This window comes from Bacillus sp. GZB (assembly GCF_001975995.1).
Taxonomy (GTDB): domain Bacteria; phylum Bacillota; class Bacilli; order Bacillales; family Bacillaceae; genus Bacillus; species Bacillus velezensis.
Genome location: NZ_MTQG01000010.1, coordinates 940,953 through 962,398, shown reverse-complemented (window position 1 = coordinate 962,398; position 21,446 = coordinate 940,953). Strand labels below are relative to the sequence as shown.

General features: G+C 49.8%; 7 protein-coding genes. All 7 read right to left on the bottom strand.

The window, feature by feature from the left end:
- The 7 genes from BXO87_RS04955 to BXO87_RS04925 all read right to left on the bottom strand — a co-directional run bounded on the left by BXO87_RS04955 (position 1) and on the right by BXO87_RS04925 (position 21,362).
- The gene (locus tag BXO87_RS04955; RefSeq protein WP_038458075.1) at positions 1 to 14,949 is read right to left on the bottom strand and encodes a non-ribosomal peptide synthetase; all 14,949 of its coding nucleotides are present in this window, start codon (positions 14,947 to 14,949) and stop codon (positions 1 to 3) included.
- 39 nt (positions 14,950 to 14,988) lie between these two features.
- The gene (locus BXO87_RS04950) at positions 14,989 to 15,738 is read right to left on the bottom strand and encodes a polyketide synthase (RefSeq protein ID WP_003154094.1); all 750 of its coding nucleotides are present in this window, start codon (positions 15,736 to 15,738) and stop codon (positions 14,989 to 14,991) included.
- 9 nt (positions 15,739 to 15,747) lie between these two features.
- Positions 15,748 to 16,521, bottom strand: coding sequence for an enoyl-CoA hydratase/isomerase (locus BXO87_RS04945; RefSeq protein ID WP_038458072.1), 774 nt, complete (start codon positions 16,519 to 16,521; stop codon positions 15,748 to 15,750).
- Positions 16,518 to 17,780: a hydroxymethylglutaryl-CoA synthase family protein gene (locus BXO87_RS04940; protein ID WP_038458069.1), complete on the bottom strand. Its 1,263-nt coding sequence runs from the start codon at positions 17,778 to 17,780 to the stop codon at positions 16,518 to 16,520. The genes BXO87_RS04945 and BXO87_RS04940 overlap by 4 nt, the downstream gene beginning before the upstream one ends.
- A gap of 51 nt (positions 17,781 to 17,831) precedes the next feature.
- Entirely contained in the window at positions 17,832 to 18,080 is a 249-nt protein-coding gene (locus tag BXO87_RS04935; protein WP_007409841.1) for an acyl carrier protein, read from the bottom strand.
- A gap of 65 nt (positions 18,081 to 18,145) precedes the next feature.
- Positions 18,146 to 20,386, bottom strand: coding sequence for an ACP S-malonyltransferase (gene fabD, locus BXO87_RS04930; RefSeq protein WP_038458067.1), 2,241 nt, complete (start codon positions 20,384 to 20,386; stop codon positions 18,146 to 18,148).
- Between the two features lies 1 nt (position 20,387).
- A complete protein-coding gene (locus BXO87_RS04925) occupies positions 20,388 to 21,362 on the bottom strand; it encodes an acyltransferase domain-containing protein (protein WP_012117590.1) in 975 nt (324 codons plus the stop codon).
- Positions 21,363 to 21,446 lie beyond the last annotated feature (84 nt).

Here is a 21,446-nt window from a genome sequence, read left to right as displayed (position 1 = left end):
TTAAACCTCCACTTCATAGGTATCCCAGATGTTTGCCGCAGCTTTTTCGTTCGTTTCTTCTTTGCTGTCCGGCGAAATCAGCCGCTTATTTAATGCAGGCGGAGTTAAAGGGTGGCGCTTGATTCGGCGCCCTTCGTCTTCCTGCCACGCTTCCACAATGACGTGGGCGTTTGTTCCGCCGTCGGCAAAGCAGTTAATTCCTGCCGCCGGTATTGGTGACGGCCAGTCTGCCAGAGTGCGGCTGAACTGAATATTGGCCTTTTCTCTATCAAAATGTGTATTTTCATGCTCGCCTGATAAAAACGGGATAAAGCTCTTTTCTTTCAGCATGAGAACAACTTTTATGAAACTTGCAATTCCTTCCGCGCAAAGCGGGTGCCCGATGTTCGGTTTCACAGATCCGATTCCGAGCGGGCCGGCGTCTTTTGAACGGTAGACGGATTGAATGGCCTTCAGTTCTAACAGATCCGTCACGACCGTGCCTGAACCGTTCGCTTCAATATGAGTGATGTCTTCCGGCTGTTTTCCGCTTTTTTCAAGAGCCGTCTTCATGACGGATTTTTGCGCTTCCAGACTCGGCGTAGCCGGGCCTGCCGTTCTTCCGTCATTATTGACGGATGCCGCCTTCACTACGGCATAAATAGAATCTCCGTCTTCAATCGCCTGCGACACGGTTTTTAAAAGAACCATTCCGACACCCTCGCCCAGCACGACTCCATCGGCGCGTTCGTCAAATACATGTAACGACTGCGCTTTACTTAATATGCCGCGCTGTTCAAATAATTTATGGGTTTCTTCTGATTCAAACAGGCTCACCCCGCCGACGACGGCCGCTTTTATTTCTCCTGTTACAAGAGCCTGCACGGCCATATTCATTCCGACTAAAGCAGAAGAACAAGCCGTATCGAGGACAACGCTCGGGCCGCGCATATCAAAATATTGAGAGAGATTTGCGGCCAAATAATTCTGACCCAGCGCGACGATCGGGTTTTTCGCATCCAGCAGTTTCTCTTCACCCGGTCTGTGACGGCTGCGTCCGCCGAGATACACACCTATTGCTTCTCCCTTTATCTCATCCGGCGTATAGCCAGCGTGATACCACAGGTTAAGGCATTCTTCCAGAGCGGCCAAAGCTTGAGGGTCCATTGCCTTTACATCTTCTTCAGCCAGTAAAAAGAAGTCTGGATCAAATTGATGAATTCCATCAAGCATCCCCGCGTAATAAGGCGTCTTCAACCCCCATCGCTCAGCCGGAACAGGACCGATAGCCGAACGGCCTTCAGCCAAAAGCGACCAGTACGCCTCTAAGGAAGCCGCCCCCGGAAACCGGCAGGACATGCCGACGACCGCGATATCTTCCCGGTGAATCTGTTTTCCGGCCGCCTCTTCTTGCACCTTAACGGCTTGTGTTTCAATCACCGGCTCAGCCGGCTTCTTCTTAACAGGCTCCGCCGCCAAATCAAACCGTTCTGACAAAACTTCTGTATATCCTTCGAGAAGCCAATTTGCGAAAGATTGAATCGTCGGATATTCATACAGAATGGACGGGTCAAGCGATGCCGAGAGATTCCGATTGATCCGCTGCAGAAGCTGAGCAAGAATAATGGAATCCACTCCGTAATCCTGGAATAATACGTCTGTCTCAAGCTGGTCCTGGTCAATCCGCAGCTCTTCAGAAAATAATTCTTTCAGCCATTCTTCTGTTTTCCTTGTTAATTGAGCGTTGTCTGCGGCAGCATAAGCGGTTTTTTCCGCCGGTTTTACCATAGCCGGACTCATTGGCTGATCCTGCCTGCTCCGCCGCAGGAATCGCTCCGGCTTCCACAGCTTAGGATTCAGAACGGCCGGCAGCACCGGGCCCCTTGCTGATTCAAGAAGTATTCCGTCAAGGAGCTGTAATCCTTCTGCATTCGTGATGCTGTATAGCCCGCTCTCTTTATAAGCTTTGTTTGTTACTTCGCCCATTCCGGTTTCTTTCCAGTTCGGCCACTGAATGCTCACGATCGGCAGCTGCTCTTTGTATGAGTTTGCAAAATAGTCCATATACGCATTGGCCATGGCATAGTCGGCCTGTCCTGCCGAAAGCGCCGGTATCGCAGCTGACACGGAAGAGAACAAGACGAAAAACTTCAGCGGCTCTTCGCTGAGCACACTGTATAACGCCTGAAGCCCGTCTACTTTCGGCTCGAGCACGCGCTGTATGTCTTCATCGGTTTTTCTGATGAATGCGAGCGTCTCTTTATCGGTCACACCCGCGCAGTGAATCACGCCGCCGATAGGTCCGAGCGTCTGTTTTATCTGACTCAGTTCCTGTCTCAGCCCGGCTTCATCAGCTAACGGGACTGACAAAACCTTCACTTGTACACCTTTGGATTCCAAGTCGAGAACAGCTTCAATTTTCGCTTTTACAGAAGCCGTCACCCCATTCAGTCCGCCCGTCCACTCACTTCGCAGCGGAAGGGTCTCACGGCCTGTAAGCACCAGTTTTTTCACTCCGTAATGTTCGGCAAAATGGCGTGCGCATAAAAGGCCGATCCCCCTCGTCCCCCCGGTGATCAGAAGCACATGGTTGTCCGGAAAATCAATTCTCTCGCCTTTCATATCCATGTTTTCTGAGCCGCTTAATACAGCGCGGTAACGCAAGCCGTTCCTCCGGCAAACTTCCGCGTCATCAGTACGGGCATGAAACTCATCGGCAATCTGCTTCGCCAGTTTGTCATCCGACAGCGCTCCTTCAAGGTCGAGATGCCTTGAAGACAGATGACCGTACTCGCATGCCAGCATTCTGTACAGACCGGTCCGTTTTGCTCCTGTTGTTTGATTGGCTTCTTTATCTAGTGACTCAAGGTCTTTCGTGACACAAAGCAGTGTCATCCCTTCTTTATGCCCATGCTCAATCAACTGCTGAAGCCATTTGATTCCGGCCATGTCTTGAGAATCTTCTTTCGCTGCGCCGAGGAGGTCGATGACTCCGTCAAACGCCTGCCAGTCATATTCACCGGTAAAGTCTGATGCGGTGATGATACGGTGATTCGGCATATGCGCTGCGATCTCTTCTGCGAGATTGATCGTGTCCCCGCCTGTCAAAATCGCAACGGAACGTGCGCACGGTTCACGCAGTTCGAGCGGGCTCAGTTCCCATTGTTTCGTCAGAATACGTTTCATCCGTTCCTCTGTATGGACCTTATTTTTGTCAGGATTCTCAGGTACCCAATACGTGTCTTTTGCGAACGGATAAGACGGTAGACTGAGTAAACGCGGCGTACCCTTTTCATACAGCCGGTTCCAATTCAATACGCCGCCTTTCACCCATACCTCTGCCAGCTTGGCGAATTTTCCTTTTTTAATCCAGGCGTCAATGACGATGTCCATATCTTCATCTGCCGTGAACAAGGCAAACGTATCTTTATTGCGGTGAGACTGGCCGGTATACAGCCCGGCGATGTTTTTCTCATTTTTCGTAAATGCTTCCAGCTTTGTTTCCAATTCCGCCATCGTCGCTGCAAGAATGGCCAAGCGCTCTTCCATTTCGTCCCTTCCGGTTTGCAGCGTATAAGCGACGCCCGCCAAGTCTTGATCTGTATACGGCGTTTGACAGATCGCTTTTTGCAGCTGCTGCGCCTGTTCAAACAGTTTTTCTTTTGATTTGGCGGACAAAAGGATGATTGCCGGATTTTCCGGGCTGTGTTCAGGCTGAGCGGCTGCTTTCGGGACATACTCTTCAATGACGATATGGGCGTTGACCCCGCCGATGCCAAATGAGCTGACCCCGGCCCGGCGCGGAATGGCATTTCCGTTTCTATCTTTTGCTGCCGTCCATTCCTGATTTTCCCGCACGATGTAGAAAGGACTGTCATCGAGCTGAATGTACGGATTGATCGTCTCGCAATGCAGGCTTTTCACCAGCGTTTTGTGTTTCATTTGCAAAAGCACTTTCATCACGCCTGATACTCCCGCGGCAAGCTCTAAATGGCCGATATTGCTTTTGACCGAACCGATGCCGCAGCGGTGACCGGAGACTTCGGGCTCTTGATTTGTTTTCGCCAGCTCGTGAAACGCCGCTTTCAAACCGTTTATTTCAATCGGGTCGCCCAATTCCGTTCCTGTACCGTGCGCTTCAATAAACGTAACGGTGCTCGGGTCCACTCCCGCTTTCCGGTATGCTTTTACCAATAAATCAGCCTGCAGTTTCGGATTCGGCGAGGTTAACGTATTCGCCCGGCCGCCGTGGTTTTCAGCCGTACCGCGGATTACGCCGTAAATCGGATTGCCGTCACGTTCTGCATCTGTCAGTTTCTTCAGCATCAGAATTCCCGCGCCTTCTCCTCTGACATACCCGTTGGCATCTTTGGAGAAGGTTTTGCATTTTCCGTCTTTGCTGAGCATGCCTGCTTTGCTGTAGCTGATATGCGCTTCTTCCGTCAGAATCGTATTGATTCCCCCGGCAATCGCCATGTCGCATTCTCCGTTTTCTATAGCGGATACCGCCCGGTGAATCGCCACAAGCGAGCTTGAACATGCCGTTTCAATCGGCTCGCTCGGCCCGTGAAGATTTAACAAATAGCTCAAACGGTTCGGACCTATGGAAGGAATCATGCTGCCTGTCGCCGCATGTCCTTCCGGCGCAAGACCTGCCCTTGTGAACAAATCTTTATAACCGGTATTTCCGGTGCCGATAAAGACGCCCGTATTTGTGCCGGAAAGGCTTTCCGGTTTACAGCCCGCATCTTCTATCGCCCGCCATGCATAAGTCAATAACAGCCGCTGCTGCGGATCTAAATATTGGGCTTCCCGCGGTGAAATCCCAAAGAACAGCGGATCAAATTCAGCTATTCCGTCGATAAAGCCGCCCCATTTGATATTCGTTTTGTTCCCTTCAAGATTCGGGTCGCCATCGAACGCTTGCCAATCCCAGCGTTCTTTCGGAATGGTTGTGATCGAATCCTTTCCTTCTTTCAAATTGCGCCAAAATTCCTCTATATCCTTTGCACCCGGGAATCGGCCGCTGATTCCGACAATGGCAACCGGGTCCAAGCGGCGCGGCTCTTGTGTCGCTGCCGCAGCGTTCATTACCGTTGCGAAGCGCTTTTTCCGCTGCATTTTCGGTTTTTGGGCTTTTGGCTGCGCTTTTTCCGGAGACTCTTTCTTCTTTTCGCCGAAACGGCCCGGATGCTCTTTTGCCAAATATCCGGCGAGACCGCTGATCGTTCCGTACTCAAAGAAAATCGTCGGCGCCAGCTCCAGCTGATACGCTTCATTTAATTGATTCGTAAAGACGGTAAACGATACGGAATCAAAACCGTATTCACTCAATTCCGTATCTGTCTCAACGTCCTCACGGTCAACTTTTAAAATGCCGCTTACCATGGCTGTCAAAGCGGTCTGAAGCGTTTGAAGAGATTCTTCTGCATCGTGTTTTTCTTCCGGCTGAGAAGGAAGGCCGGCTTCTGCCTCATCCGTCAAATACTCTGCTAAACTGCGGATCGTCCCGTGTTCGAAGAAGATCGTCGGCGCCAGCTCCAGCTGATACGCTTCATTTAATTGATTCGTAAAGACGGTAAACGATACGGAATCAAAACCGTATTCACTCAGTTCCGTATCAATATCAATCTCGTCTTGGCCGACTTTTAAAATTGAACTGACCAATCGGATAAGCGCACCGTGCCATTTGTCTCCCGAAACGGCGGATACAGGCTCAATTTTCTCCACCTGCGGCTTTTCAGTTTCAGAAACGGATAGGAACGACTGTTTTAATTTTGCTGCGTGTCCTTCGGTTGCTAAAAGCTGCGGCTTTTCCTGAGCCATTCCTTCATAAAATGCAGCCAGGCCTGACGCCTTTTGAAGCGGAACCATGCCGAAAGCTTTTTTCATCATTCTCTCCGTCTCGTCTCCCGCCTGCATCCCGCCATCTTTCCACAGCGTCCAGTTAAAGGCGACCGTTTTTCCGTGCCGAAGGCCATTCTCCGTAAGGGATTGCCTGTAAGCGGCGTATGCATCCATAAACGCGTTGCCGGCAGCATAATCAGCCTGCCCGACATTGCCGAGAACGCCGGAAACACTGGAGAACAATACGAAAAAGTCAAGATTGCAGTCTTTGCTGGCTTCATCTAAATAAGCGGTTCCGATGACTTTCGGATCAAGCACTTCTCTGAACTCTTCCTTCGTTTTTTGCAGCAGGAAGCGGTCTTGTATCACTCCCGCAGCGTGAATAATTCCGTTAAGCTTTCCGAAATCCGCCGTAATCTCTTTTATCAGCGCTTCATTTTCCCGCCGGTCTGCCGCATTCAGCTTTTTGTAGACGACATTTGCGCCTGAGTGCTGAAGCATAGCAAGCTCACGCTGTTTGGCTTCTGCCAGATTTGAGCGGCCGGTCAGAATGATTTTCGGGTGTTTTACGCGACCTGCGATTTCTTTTGCGAACATCAACCCCAGGCTTCCTGCCCCTCCGGTAATCAGATATACGCCTTCGTCCTTCCAGACGATGCCGCCCCCTGCGGGATGCATTTCTTCCCAAGCCTTCACATACCGTTTTTCTCCTTTATAACGGATATGTTTATCATGCGGCCGATGACTGTCATTTTTCAGTTTTTGAGCGACAGCCGGCATTTCGCCGATTGATTCCATTTCGATGAGCTGACAGTCAAGTTTTCCGTATTCCAGCTCGGCTGTTTTTAACAAACCTGTTAACCCCGCAAACAATTGCTGGCTGCCGTCTGCTGAAATAACAGTCTGAACCAGAATGCGGCCCTGCCTTTTTTCGCTGATGATCCGCCGGATGTGTTCAGAGATTGTCTGCGCGTAGCTTTGGAAGCGTTCAGCGGCTGTTTCACCCTCACCTTCTGCAATCAGCAGTTCGGCGTCTTTCAGGCCGGATGCCGCTTCATCTTTTATACGGCAGGCATCTTCACAAAGTATGATCAAATGCTCATCAGCATGGACAGAGGCTTTCTCGGATGCGGCGGCTTCTTTCCAGACCGGTGCAAACAAGACCTTTTCCGAGCCTGATAGCCGCTGAGCCGATTCTGCATCGCCTTCAAGCACTCTCGTAGAGAATCCTCTCACCTTCACGCAAAGCGCTCCTGTTTCGTCGAACAGGTCAATGTCGGCTTTCTGCACGGAATCACCGGTTTGATATCCTTCACTGAAGCGTGCATGCGCCCGCATAGTCGGCGTGCATGCTTTTACGACTTCAAGATATTCCAGCGCAAACGGCAGAATCAGCTTTTGTCCGGAAAACTCCTGCATAATGCAGATCGTCGCCGTCTGAATAGCTGAATCAATGATGCTCGGATGAAGCGTAAATTGTCCGTTCGTGTGAGAAACAGAATCCGGAAGCTGTATGTCCGAAAGCACTTCTTTCTCGCCCATAAAGGCGGACTTAATGCCTTGGAAGGCTTTTCCGTGGAACATCCCCCTGCTCCGGCCTTCCCGATAAAAGACCGCCGGATCAAGAATGTCCGCTGTGCATCTGTTTTGTATGGCAGAAAGGTCTGTCTCAGGATCTTGTTCAGCCTTTATGATTTCGGCCCGTCCTTGGCTGTGCAGCACTTCTTCATCGTCAGCGTTTACGCTGTAAATGTCATATGAGATGATGCCGTCCTCTTCAGGGAACAGCGCAATATGAACACGGCGTTCTTGTTCGTGAACGACGATCGGTTTCATCCAGATGGTATGATGGAGCGTTATTCTGTCTTGGTCTCTTAATAAGCCGCCAAGCGCCCGTTTTACCGCTTCATAAGACATTTCCAAATATGCCGCTCCCGGCAGCACCGCTTTTTCCCTGACCACATGATCCTTCAGGAAAAATTCTGATCCTGTAAACAGTGAGCTGAACTTCTGAATGGTTAAATCTGACGTGTTTTGCTGCACGAGCGGGTGTAAAACTGAGACTCCGGTGTGTGCGGCAGATGTGTTCTTTTCTGCTTTTTTCGGCCAGTACGGCTCCTTTGCAAACGGGTAGACCGGCACGCTGATTCGTTTCGGATGCTTGTCTTTGTAAAGCTTGTGCCAATTGATGGCGACACCTTTACTCCACATTTCACAGAGCTTCGATCCTTTTCCTTTCGCAAGCCATTTCTCAATGAGTTCAGCGCTGTCATCATCATCAGAAAGCCAGGCAATATCTTTCGCCTGCTGTTTTTCTCCTCTGAAGCAGCCTGTTACAGCCGGCTTATCATTGATAAAATCGGCAAGCTGCCGCTTCAGCTCCGCAGTGCTGCTTGTGATAAAGGCAGCGCGCTCTTCCATCGCTTCCCTTCCGACTTGGAACGTGTAGGCAAGATCAGCGAGGTCGGCGTCCGTTTTTCTTTCCAGAAAAGCCAGCAGCTGTTTTGCGTACTCCTTCAGACGATCTTTTTTTCTGGCAGAAAACGGAATGATGAACGGACCCGCAGCGTCTGCTGCTTCGGATGCATCCGGGTATTGTTCAAAAATCGCGTGTGTGTTTGTTCCGCCAAGACCGAAAGAGCTTAAAGCCATGCGGTGCGCTCTGTTCTCACGGGTTAACTCTTTCTTTTCTTCCGCTACGTAAAACGGAGAGTCTTCTAAATGAAGATTCGGGTTCGGCTCTTTGTAATTGATGCTCGGCGCGATCTCCTGATGATATAAGCTCATGACAACCTTGATGCAGCCCGCCATTCCGGCCGCTGTATCCAAATGCCCGAGATTTGTTTTGACTGAACCGATGCCGCAGTATTGTTTTTTATCTGTATATCGGCCGTACACCGATTGAAGTGCGGACAGTTCGATCGGATCGCCGAGTTTTGTTCCTGTGCCGTGAGCTTCGACGTACGCGATCGTTTCAGGATGGATGCCCGTCTGATCAATGACCTTCTGAATGACCTCAGCCTGTCCTTTGACGCTCGGCGCATAAAATCCGACCTTATCCGCTCCGTCGTTATTGACGCCGATTCCCCGCAGCAGCGCATAAATATGGTCGCCGTCCTTAACGGCATCAGACGCTTTTTTCAAGAGCACGGCGCCGGCTCCTTCACCGCCGATCATTCCGTCAGCATCCGCGTCAAACGCTTTAATATGCCCGTCGCTCGAAAAATTCAGCCCCGGCTGATGAACATACCCGGCGCTTGATTCCGTATGAAGGGTCGCACCGCCGACAAGGGCGTACTTGGCTTCGCCGGACTGCAGGCTTTGAAAAGCCGAATGCAGGCCGATTAACGAAGATGAGCAGTTGGCATGGACAAAATAGCTCGGCCCTTTCAACCCGAGTTTATGAGAAATCATCGTCGGAATCGTACCGCTTTGGGCAAGCACCCATGACACGTAGCCATCCGGCGTTTCCAGCTGTGCTGTCGTCTCCTCCGGCAGCAGGCTGCGGTAAGAGTTCGTGCTGGCAGACATATACACGCTTGTTTCCGGAATTTCTTTGGAGATATACCCCGCATCCTCGATTGCCTTCCATGAATGGAGCAAAAGCATTCTCAGCTGAGGATCCATATATTCCGCATCTTTCGGTGAAAAGCCGAAGAAACCGGGATCAAACATTTCTTTCCCTTCTAAAACTGATTTAGCCGGAACGAAGCCGGGATGATCAGCGAGTTCTTCAGAAATACCGAATCGGCGGAGCTCTTCTTTTGAAAAGAAGGTGATGCTTTCTTTGCCTTCTTTGATGTTATTCCAAAATTCATAATGATCTTTCGCTCCCGGAAACTCACAGGATATACCGATAACCGCAAGGCTGTCCTCGTAATAATCGGGAAATTCTCCCGCCGGATGTTCCCGGTCTTCTGCATTCACTTTCTTTTGCGGCACAGGAGCCCAAACGGTTTCTTTCGGTTTTTGTTCAGCGATATACCGGCTGATGTCTTTTACCGTCGCGTATTCAAACAGCTCCGTTACACTGAATTCACAATCCAGTTCCTGCGTCATCCGGTCAGTGACAGTCACGGCAAGAAGCGAATCTCCCCCCGCATCAAAAAAGCGGTCATCAAGCTCTATATCTTTGCTTTTCAATACATCCTGCCAAATCGCCAGTACCGCCTGCTGGATATGAGATGATGAAAATGTTTGTGTATCCGGCTGCTTTTCCGTCAGATCGCGGGCAGCAAGAAGCTTGCGGTCCACTTTTCCGTTCGGTGTGAGCGGCAGCTCTTCAAGACGGATAAACGAAGCTGGCGTCATATAGGCCGGCAGCGCTTGCTTCAAATGATTGCGCAATTCCTTTGCAGACGGAAGCGGCTCTCCGTTTTTCCGGATATAAAACGCGCAAAGCTTTTCATTTCCGGAGTGATTGTTCACAACAACTACACTTTCCTGTACGGCCGGATGGGCATTCAGCCTGCTCTCAATATCTCCGGGTTCAATGCGGTATCCGCGGATTTTGACTTGGGTATCCATCCGTCCCATGTATTCAATGCGGCCGCCGGGAAGAAAACGCGCCATATCGCCTGTTTTATAAAGCTTTGATCCCAGTTCGAGCCGGTGGCTGACGAAAGCTTTATCTGTCAGCTCAGGCTTGTTGAAATACCCTCTTGCCAATCCGTCTCCCGCAATACAAAGTTCTCCCGGCACCCCTTCTAAAACAGGGTTGAGACCGGAATCCATAATATACACGCGGGTATTGGCGATCGGGCGTCCGATCGTAAGCGCGCTCTCATTTTCCGTTATACGCTGCACCGCGGACCAGATTGTCGTCTCTGTCGGCCCGAACATATTCCAAGCCTCGCTTTTCGTATCGAGAAACTGCTGCTTCAATTGTTCGCTAAGCGCCTCTCCGCCGCAAAGGATTTTCACTTTTTCTTCATTTGACCATCCGGAATGAAAGAGCATTTTCCACGTAAACGGCGTCGCCTGCATGATCGTCGGTTTGTACTCTTGAATCAGCTCTTTCAGCTTCCGTGCGTCTTTTGTGACTTCTGTCTTACAGATGTTGCACTCCGCTCCTTTGATTAAAGGAAGGTAAAGCTCCAGGGCCGCGATGTCAAAGCAATATGTCGTGACGGCAAGCAGTTTATCTTCGGACGAAAGCCCCGGTTCATTCGCCATCGAAATTAAGAAATTGGTCAGCGCCCGGTGCGGAATCATCACGCCTTTCGGTTTGCCCGTGCTGCCCGACGTGTAAATGACATACGCCAGATCGTCAGGTGTCACTAACCGCTTCAGCGACGTTCTTTCCGCGGCTGTACTTTCAATATGAGACCAATCGCGGTCAATGGCAGTTGTCTGCACGCCTCCCCAGTTCAAAGAGTGCTCTAAATCAGCTGTCGTCAGGCACATTGAAATCCTGCTGTCGGCGATCATATATTCCAATCTGTCAGCGGGATAAGAAGGATCAAGCGGCACATACGCTCCCCCGGCTTTTAAAATGCCGAGAAGGCCGACAGCCATATGCAATGATCGGTCTGTATAAATGCCGATGAGATCATCAGGGCCTGCACCGTGCGCCTGCAAATAGAGCGCCAGCTTCGTGCTTTTTTCATCAAGCTCACGGTACGTCAGCTGTTGCTGTTCATACACAACCGCACAAGCGTCCGGCGTTTCTGCCGCCTGACGTTCGAATAATTCATGGAAGCAGGCATCCGGATATTCACGGCTTGTTTCATTCCAAGTCTTAAGAATCATGTGCTCCTCTCTTTTTGTCATGAGAGAAACGTTCTCAAGCGGCGTATCCGGATTCGCCGTCAAAGCTTCAGCAGCCTGTACAAATTGGCTGAAAAGTCTGGCCGCCCCCGCTTCGTCGAATAATTCGGTGCTGTATTTAATCGTAAGATCCATGCCTGATGCTTCTTCCCACATTTCAAATACAAGATCATATTCCCCCTCCTGATGAATGTCTTTTACAAACTCACAGGAGAATTCCTTGTATTCATCAAGCATCGATTGATAGCTTGAATGCTGCAGAAAGTTCTGATAGAAAAAGGCATTGCTGAAAACAGGCGAACCGTTCTGCCGGGGGTTCGCATGCACATCACGCACCATTTTCGGAAACGGATAAAATGAGTGATCCAGTCCGTCCAGAACGGCATCCTGCACCTTTTGAACAAAGTCAGCAAATGTTTCTTTTCGTCCGGCTCTGCTCCGTATGGGAAGCATGTTGAGGAAATGCCCGACCACTCCGTCAAAGCGTTCTTCGGGTCTGACCATTGCAGGCATGCCTGTCACAATATCTTCCTTATCCGTATATTTGCTTAAAAGCACCATGTAACAGCTCAGCATGACGGTAGACAAATGAATCGAACGGGATGCGGCAAACGCCGTTATATTATTCAGCAGCCGTTCGGGAAGACAGCGTGTCAGCGTATCTTCTGTAAACTCCGGAACACTGCTGTCCGTGCGCATCGGCGGAAGCTGAAGGTCAGGCAGATCGCCCCCGAGCTGTTTCATCCAGTAAGCGCGGGCAGTTTTGCTTTCTTCACCCGCTAAATACCGCTTTTCCCAAGCCGCGAAATCGGGATGAATGCCGGGAGCAGCGGCCGCAAACTCTTCTTTTCCCTCCATCAGCGCCTGATAATGACCCAGCAGACTGTGAATAAATGTAATGGATGAAATGCCGTCAAACACGATGTGGTGAATGACCGTCAAAAGATAATGTTCCTGGGCGGATTTTGAAAGCAGCTGCACGCTCAGCAAAGGCCCGCCTTCTTTGACAAACGGCTCTTTCACTTTTTTCCGTATCAGAGCGGATATTTGTGATTCATTGACGTCAGAAATATCTTCTTCCGAGAATACAAAAGGATCTGCCGCTTCTATGAAATATAACCCGCCGTCTGTTTCATCCACGGCGCTTTTGAGCATCGGATGCTGCTTTAATACGAGCTGAAACGCCTGTTTCAGTTTCTCTTTGTCGATTCCGGATGTGAATCGGAAACAGAGCGGGACATGGTATGCAGTCGTTTCAGGCGACATTTTCTGCAATGTCCACAGCCCTTTTTGGACTTCTGAAAGCGCTGGCGCCGTTTGCCGTCTCTCCCGTTCTGCCGGCGGGTCGGTTTTTTGGGAATGATGCTCCGCTGACATGTTTGCCGCTTTTTCAGCAGTATAAGCCGCTAAAGCGCCAATCGTCGGGTTTTTGTGCAGCTCTCTTGCCGTCAGCCGGATGTGATACGTTTTTTCAATTGATCTGGCGAGTTTCATCATCTTGATGGAATTGACGCCAAGACTTTGAAACGGCGTATTTGGATCAACGAGCTCATCCGCGATGGAAAGTTCCTCTTTCAGAAAACGGATAAAATCCCGTTCAATATCTTTCTCGGCAGAAGCGGTTTCTGAATTGCCGCCTTCTTGCCTGCTATTATGTAATGAATCAAATTCCCCTTGTTCGAATGAATGTTTCAGCTGAGTGCGCTGGATTTTCCCGATCGCCGTCTTAGGAATGTCTTCTTTTGCGACCGGAAGCAGATAATCAGGGGTAACGCCGATTCTCTGTGTCACGTGCTGGTGAATGTGATGAAGAAGCTTCGTCATGCGGTTCTCATCCAACGGAACAGATGTCACAAAGAAAATCGCCAGCTCATCTGTCGTGCTTTGATTCGGCCGGACGGCGCATGCCGCTGTATAAGACGTTTCAATTTCCGGCAATTCCTCAACGGCTGATTCAATGGCATGGCTGTAATAATTCACACCGTTAATAATGATGGCATCTTTCGTGCGCCCCGTTATCGTCAGGCGGCCTTCACGCAGAAATCCGAGATCTCCCGTTTCAAACCAGCCGTCTTCTGTAAAGACACTCTCATTTAAGTCCGGGCGCTCATAATATCCGCTCGTTACAGTCAGACCCGACACTTGGAAGCGGCCGATTTCTCCTTCTTCCACCACTTGATTGCGGTCATCCGTAATTCTCATATTAAATCCCGGGATCGGCAGACCGATCTCGACGAAACGATCGTCGTCACTCGTGTTTTCCAGTGTAAACTCATCTGAGAAAATAACGCCCGAAGACGTTTCGGACATTCCCCATGCGGGACGGATGGCATTAGCCGGCAGACCGTGCGGCTCTAAAAGCTCCATAATTCTGCGTCCGACTTTCGCAACTGCGGCCTCCCCGCCGTTCAGCATGTAACGCATGGAAGATAAGTCCCATTTCCGCGTTTGAATCTCTTCTGCAAAATCGGCAAGCAGCCCAAAGGCAAAATTGGGGGCCCACGTGACCGAAGCGCGGTAATGATCAATCAGGTCGAGCCATTTTAAAGGGTCCATCAAAATGGATTCGCTCGGTATGTTGATTTCCTCACATCCGAGATAAACATCACGCAGATGAAGCATTCCGATGCCGCCGACATGGTCAAAAGGCATCCAGTTAAACGTGACATCCTCACTTGTATAGCCCTGCATCTGAATATTTCCTTTGACCATGCAGACGATGTTTTCATGGCTGAGCATCACGGCTTTCGGCGTGCCCGTGCTTCCCGAGGTCAAAAGCAGCATCGCCAAATCTTCCGGACGGGGATGATGACAGTCCGTATCCATTTCGTGCGCACTGAGATCTTCTGCCGCCAAAGCGCAAAACCCGGAAAGCTCCTGCTCCTCCGCCCATTCAGTCATCTCCGGCAGCACGTCACGGCTTGTGATGACATACGGCCGATTCAAAAGCATCCAGGCGTCTTTCAGTTTTTGCGTCCCGCTGTTCATTTCTGTATAAGCCGGAGCGGCCGCAAGCGGAACCGGGATCGCTCCTAAAAAAACACAGCCCCAAAAAGCAGGAATCAGCTGGGAATTGTCACTTAGCTGTAATATGACTTCATCCTGAGCCTTCACTCCTGATCGGCGGAGCCCTTTCACAATCGAAAGAGCGATCTTTTTCAGGCCGCTGTAAGTCTGGTACACTTTGGTGCCGTCAGGCTGTATATATGTGATGCCCTTTTGATCTCCCGCTGCCGCGGCGGTTTTGTGCAGGACTTCAGGAATCGTCATCGGCTGATCCGCTGAAAGCCGCAATGATTTTCCATAGCTGACAGATGGCTTGAGTAACCCGCTTGCCTTCATATCACTTTTCATAGAGCTGCCTCCATTTCATCTGTATGTAAGATGTATGTCTTATACTCCGTACATCGTCGTGATTCGTTTTTTCACTTCATCATCATGAAACGTCTCATCGTGCATGATTAACTCCTTCTCAATGACGGCCGGAAGCTGCTCGCGAAACGGCGTCACCAAGTGCCTTTTCAATGTAATTAAAGAGTTTCTCGGTTTTTCCGCAAGCTCACGGGCCAATTCCTGCGCATAGTCTAATACTTCCTGCCGCGGAAGCACCGGAAAAGGCACCCCTCTTTTCTCCAGGTCACCGCCGCGGTAGTGGCCGCCGTTTAACAGCATTTCATGGCCGAGGCTTGCCCCAAGCTTCTCCGGAACGATAAAGGTAGCGCCCATTCCGGGGGTGAAACCGTATTTCATAAAGTTTGCGGTATACACGCTTTCTTTGCTTAAAATGACAAAATCACTGAAAAGCCCCATGACAAAGCCGCCTCCGATTCCGTGGCCCTGCATGGCGGAAATGACGGGGATATCACATTCCAGCGCCAAAGAGTACATGCGGTCTTCCGTGAACTTCGTGATACCCTGCTGAATCCTGAGCAGGCCTTCCTGTGTGCCTCCGGAAGCAAAGTAATGGCCGTATCCTGTTAAAATCACAGCTTTATAGACTGACGATTTTTTTATACGGGTGAATGCTTCCATCAATCCATCAGTCAGTTCTTTGGAGAAAGCGTTTTTATGGGCTTTATCCTGCATTGTCACTTGGATAATATCCGGTTCAATTTCGAGCAGTTCAACTGCGGCGTTCGGCATGATATCCTCCTAACTGTTCTCCGTTTCCCAAGGAAGCCGCCCCGTTTCTGCATAACGGAAGATGGCTGATTGGTTATCCGGATCTGAAAACATCGCTTGATTTTCGGCTAAAGCAATGGATTTCGAACGATGAACAAGGTCGTTTAAGGAATCCATGTATTTTTTATAGCGGATGACTGCTTTTTTCGACAGCGGGCGGAGGCGCAGCAAATGCTTTCTCAGCTCTGTTGCTGAGTCCGGGACGCATACGTCACAAAGTCCCCATTCAAGCGCCTGGCGTGCCGGCACGGGCTTTGTCATGATCGTCATATAATGCGCCTTTTGAAATCCGATTCTTTGAATTAAAAACGGCAGAACGCAGGCTGGATAAAGTCCGAATAACAGTTCAGATAAACTGAACGAAGCACTCTCCTCTGCAATGACGATATCGCAGGCGGCGGCAAAACCGACACCTCCCGCATTTACTTTTCCGCGGACGCGGGCGATTGTGATGTACGGCCCGGATTTTAATGCCAGCCACAAACGGTAAAGCGGCTCCTGCGATTCCGCATGCTGTATACCCTGCCTCATTTTCCGGTACATCTCATCAAAATCCGCCCCGAAACAAAATACCTCCGGCTGCCCTTCAAGCACTACGGAGGTCACGGAGTCTTCACATTCAGAAAGAACGTGCAGGCATTCCTCCACTAAACGCTCATTAATCGTATTGTTGGCTTCAGGCCGATCAAAGGTGATGAAGCAGACATTTTGCTGAAAACGGACGTTTATCGTTTCATAGGTCACGATATCCACCTGTATTTCCGATGAAATTCCGTGATTTCTTCCAAATACAAACGAGGGCTTCCGGTATGATGGTCTAAAATGTTCGGAATCATATTCACATCCAATTTGACATTCCGGGTTCCAAACTTCACCAAACCGCTGCCTTTAAACAGTTCTTCATATTCTTCCATGGACAGCCTGTACCTGTTGTTCAAGTGCTCTTCTATTTTGAAAGAATGCTGCCGCGTTTGTCCTTCAGGCGTCACAACGCCGCTGTAAAATTCTGAACAGCACCCGGAGCCGTAGGAGAAACAGCCGATCCGCTTAGAAGTGTCGAATGCCCCTTGGTCAATCGTGCTTGCAAGAGCCAGTAAAGAGGCTGCCCCCATAATGTTTCCGACTCTTTGGCAGTAGCGGAGCCCCGGCTCTACCCTGGTTTGAAAATCCTGTTCGATTTCAGCGTTTTTCGCTTTTGCAAGCTTGCGCATCATCGTCCGGTGGGCTCCTTTTACCATGCCGCCAAACGGTGTATGGAAGGCTAGATAGTGAAACGTCTCTTTATAGTCAGCGCCCGGCACACGGTTTTTGTACTCGCGAAATGTCTGTTCACAGCAATCGAGATAAGACATCAATGACAAGTCGGCGTCACCGGCTTCACTGTCCGGGATCGGACGGCATGTATCCATTACCTCATAGCCGTAATAGCCGTTGGCGCCCGCATCCGCCTGAAATACAATGGGATTTTCACCGATCAATAAGGCGACGGCACCCGCTCCGGCGCTCGGTTCTGCGTAAGACCAATCCTCGCTTAACGCATCGCCGCCTTCGGCAATTAAAAACCGGGAAATATCCGTCGCGACGACAAGCGCCTTCGCTCCGGGGGATGTCTGCGACAAAATAAAATTAAGCGCCATCTGCAAGCCCGCCGTTCCTGAATAACAGGCTTGCTTCAGTTCAAATAAACGGCAGTTCCGGTTGAGGCCTAAGTGATCATGAATATATGTACTGAGTGATTTTCCGAAGTCGATGCCGGACTCCGAGCAGGTAATCAGCAGCTCGATTCTGTCTTTTTCAGCCTCTGTCAATCGGTCGATAATCGGCTTTGCCGCGTTAACGCCGAATGTAACGGGGTCTTCGTACGGAAGCGCCACCGCTTTTTCTTTCATCAGTAAATTCTCAAATCTGGCAGGGTCTAAGTTTCTGTACTCCGCCAGCTGCATGACATCAAGGTATGCTGTCCCGCCAAACACATTTATCGCTTCTATTCCGGCAGCCGCCATGAACTTCGCCTCCAATATGAATTTTGAGTTTCCGATTGTTTCACCGCTTTATCAGACAGCCTGTACCTTTTCATAAAGCTTTGCCGCCAATTCGCCGATGTTTGACACTCCCGTCAGCTCAACACGCGGGATCTGCAGTGATAATTCTTCAAGCATCATCGTGATAATTTCGGCGCGGTCTACTGAGTCCGCCCCCAGATCAACTAACCGGTCTTCCTGCGAAAGCTGTTCGCCTTCTAAATCAGGCAAAACCTCGTAGATTGTGTTCTGCAGCAATTCAAAGATTCTTTCTTTACTCATTGTCAGTTCCTCCCTGTTTCATCTTTTATGAATATTCCATGTTTTCAATCTATCATTTCGTCTTGTCAACACGTTTGCAAAAATGAACCTAACTTCTGATTCAAAAGCGAGGCCGTCTCTTCCATAAGCCGCATGCCGATACCATCGGCATGGCGGTTTTTCCAGGACTCCAGCTCCGTGCCTTTCACCCATTGATTAAAGGCGCCTAATGCCGGGCCGCAATGAATCTGGAAGTCTACCTTGGCATCCGGGTCTCCTTTAATCGCCGAAGCAGAACTTTGCCTGAAATACCATTTAAATATGAGCGCCATTTTCTGTTTCGGATTCCGTTCGGCTTTTGAAATGTCTTCATTCGAATAATGAGCCTTCACTTTGTCATAAATACTGCTTACACTTGCCTTAAAATACTTCTCTTCTATTTGTCTGAGTGTCTTTTCATCAATTTCTTCAATTGAGCGGTGACGCTGATACAGTTCATGCAGCTTAGAGGCGCGGGTCGGAAAGAACAGCCCTTTCTTTAATACCTGCACCTTGCTGCCTGATTCAAACATATCGCCGGCCGGCGCGTAGGCCGTGTCCTGTACATTCATCTGCTGCAGGAGGTCCTTTACGAGGCCGCTCGTCGCTGCTTCAACGGTGCATTGGTTAATAGATCCGGTCACAATAAAATCAGCGCCGAGCATAAATGCGGCCATGGCAGCCTCGGGCGTTCCGATTCCCCCTGCGGCTCCGATGCGGACGGTTTTGCTGTATCGGTATTTTTTCATCATGTCATCTCGTAAACGGATAATCGCCGGCATGAGACTGTAAGCAACTCCGCCGTCAGTGTGGCCGCCTGAATCAGCCTCTACGCAGATGTCATGCGCAACGGGTATTTCTCTCATAAGACTTGCTTCTTCAGCGGTAATTTTGTTTTCGGCTGCAAGTTTCTGCAGAATGTGATCAGGCGCCGGGCTGAGAAACGCTTCCGCTACTTCCGGACGGGACAGCTTGGCGATAATCCGCTGACGCGCTATTATTTGTCCGCCGGCACCGCGTTTTAACCCCTTAGCGCGAAACCTTACTAAAGCGGGAGTAACCGTTAAAAACGCTGATGCTTCCAAGTTCTGAATCCCATGCTTCAATAAAAGATCAATCATTTTTTCTTCTGAATCTGTATGCTTCATATTATGTACAATATTTATGCCGAAGGAACCGCCGTCACGAAGCTCATGCTGAATTGACAAAATGGCGTCCTCAACGTGCGCGATGTTCAAACCGCCTGTTCCGAAAAAGCCCATCATTCCTTTTTCGGCCAGTTTGACGACCATTTCCTTCGAAGAAATTCCGCGGTACATGCCGCCGGCCAAGTAGGCGTATTTCAATTGATAATCGCGCTTAAACTCTTCATTTCCTAAAGACGCCGCCGTAATTGAGCTTTTTCCAGCCTCGGCCGGGACTTTGATTTCATCTGTTATCGGCTCCGCTTCAGCCGTAATTCTTTGAATCAGCCCCGTCAGCACTTTTCCGGGACCGATTTCCTCAAAGCTCATGTTCTTTCTTCCCATTAAGAAACGGATGCTGTCTGTCCAGTTCACAGATCCCGTTATTTGTCCGGTGAGTGTCTCTTTCAGCTCTCTCTGCTCATAGGGTCTTGCCGTCACATTTGAAATGACCGGGATGGACAGCGGCTTAAAATGGAAAGATTCAATAAACCGTGAAAACTCTTCCTTCGCTTCCAGCATGTATCTGGAATGAAAGGCGCCGCTGACATTTAAGCGGTGAACCATTTTTACGCCGTTTACGGCTTCAAAAACGGATGCGGCTTTTTCAATATCTTCTTTATATCCCGAAATGACAATTTGCTGCGGTGTGTTCATGTTGGCGATATCAATCATATCCAAGTGATTTTCTCTTAAAACATCCGTCACCTGCTCATGAGTCAGGCCGATCACCGCTGCCATGCCGCCTCCTTTTGCGCGGCTCATCAGTTCGCCCCTTTTTTTGACCAGCTGTAAGCCTTCTTCAAAATCAAAGGCGCCCGAAGCGTATAACGCGTTATATTCGCCCAAACTGTGTCCGGCGGTAAAATCCGGTTTCAAGCCGGTCTCTTCTGTTTTTTTCAAATAACTGAGGGCATTGACGACATAGAGCGCCGGCTGAGTGAATTGAGTCTGATTGAGACGTTCTCCGTCCCGGCACAGCTCCTGAATGGAATATCCGAGAATGTGATCGGCCTTTGCGGTTAATTCAGGATAGCGGCCGAACAGGTCCTCTCCCATCCCTACTTTTTGCGAGCCTTGGCCTGGAAAAACAAAGCTGATCATCTTACAGTCTCCTTCCGGGCGGTGATAAAATGCTGTCTTCTATTTGCTGCAAATGTGTTTGTTCTTTATGAAACGGTGTCATAATGGCACGGATGCGTTCAGCCGATCCTGCAGGAAGAATCTGTTTGGCAAATGCGGCCAATGTTCCGGAAGGCCCGGCATCAATATACAATCCTTTTTGGCGGCTGTCTGCGAATTGAAGCGCTTCGCGGAATCGAATCGGCTTTCTTACGATATCCCAGAAAAAGTCCGCTTGTATATCGGTCTCAGCCTCTCCGGTCGCACTGGAGATGTACGGTATAAACGGAGTCCGGATTGATTTCTGAGCTAAAAAGCGCTTGTACGGCTGTTCCGCCTGATCAACCAGCGCTGAGTGAAACCCGTAAGATACCGGCAATAGCTGATGAGGAATCTGCTTTTCTCTCAGATCGTCCATGATCTTTTTGATATGTTCCCGCTCTCCCGAGATGACAAAGTGAGAATGATAGTTTACAGATGCCAATTCACTATGTTCGCCGAGCAGCGGATCATCTTGATATAAAGCCGGATCACCCAGTATCGCAAGCATGCTGCCGTTACGGCAAGTTTCCGTAACGATTCGGGCCTGTTCCAGCACGCAATCTAAAGCATCCTCGGCGCTCAGCACGCCCGACACAGCGGCCGCTGCATACTCTCCGAGGCTTGCTCCGATCACATAATCGGGACGTATGCCTCTTTGCTCCAAAGCATATGCAAGTGCGTACTCAGCCATGAAAATGGCAGGATGGCTGAAAAGAAGGCGGTCAAATGGATCAGACAGACGATTGCCTGTATGATACATCTCTTTTAGGACAGAGTAACCGAAACGGCTGACTGCAAAATCGTCCAAGTCAAGCATTTTCTGCCGAAAAGCGGCGTTATGTGCAAACAGCTCTTTCCCCATTTGATAGTATTGGGAACCCTGTCCAGAAAACATGAAAACAATTGGCTGGTTCATCTGTTCTCCTTTTTGCTCTTTATTTTTTCAAAATATTGATTTGCGAGTGTTTCGTGATGTCGTGTGCAGGTGAAGTGGTCGTGA

What these genes read in the sequence shown, in the direction of transcription:
- BXO87_RS04955 (WP_038458075.1), bottom strand. Translation starts at nt 14,949, where the DNA reads ATGAAAAGTGATATGAAGGCAAGCGGGTTACTCAAGCCATCTGTCAGC.
- BXO87_RS04950 (WP_003154094.1), bottom strand. Translation starts at nt 15,738, where the DNA reads ATGCCGAACGCCGCAGTTGAACTGCTCGAAATTGAACCGGATATTATC.
- BXO87_RS04940 (WP_038458069.1), bottom strand. Translation starts at nt 17,780, where the DNA reads ATGGCGGCTGCCGGAATAGAAGCGATAAATGTGTTTGGCGGGACAGCA.
- BXO87_RS04935 (WP_007409841.1), bottom strand. Translation starts at nt 18,080, where the DNA reads ATGAGTAAAGAAAGAATCTTTGAATTGCTGCAGAACACAATCTACGAG.
- fabD (WP_038458067.1), bottom strand. Translation starts at nt 20,386, where the DNA reads ATGATCAGCTTTGTTTTTCCAGGCCAAGGCTCGCAAAAAGTAGGGATG.
- BXO87_RS04925 (WP_012117590.1), bottom strand. Translation starts at nt 21,362, where the DNA reads ATGAACCAGCCAATTGTTTTCATGTTTTCTGGACAGGGTTCCCAATAC.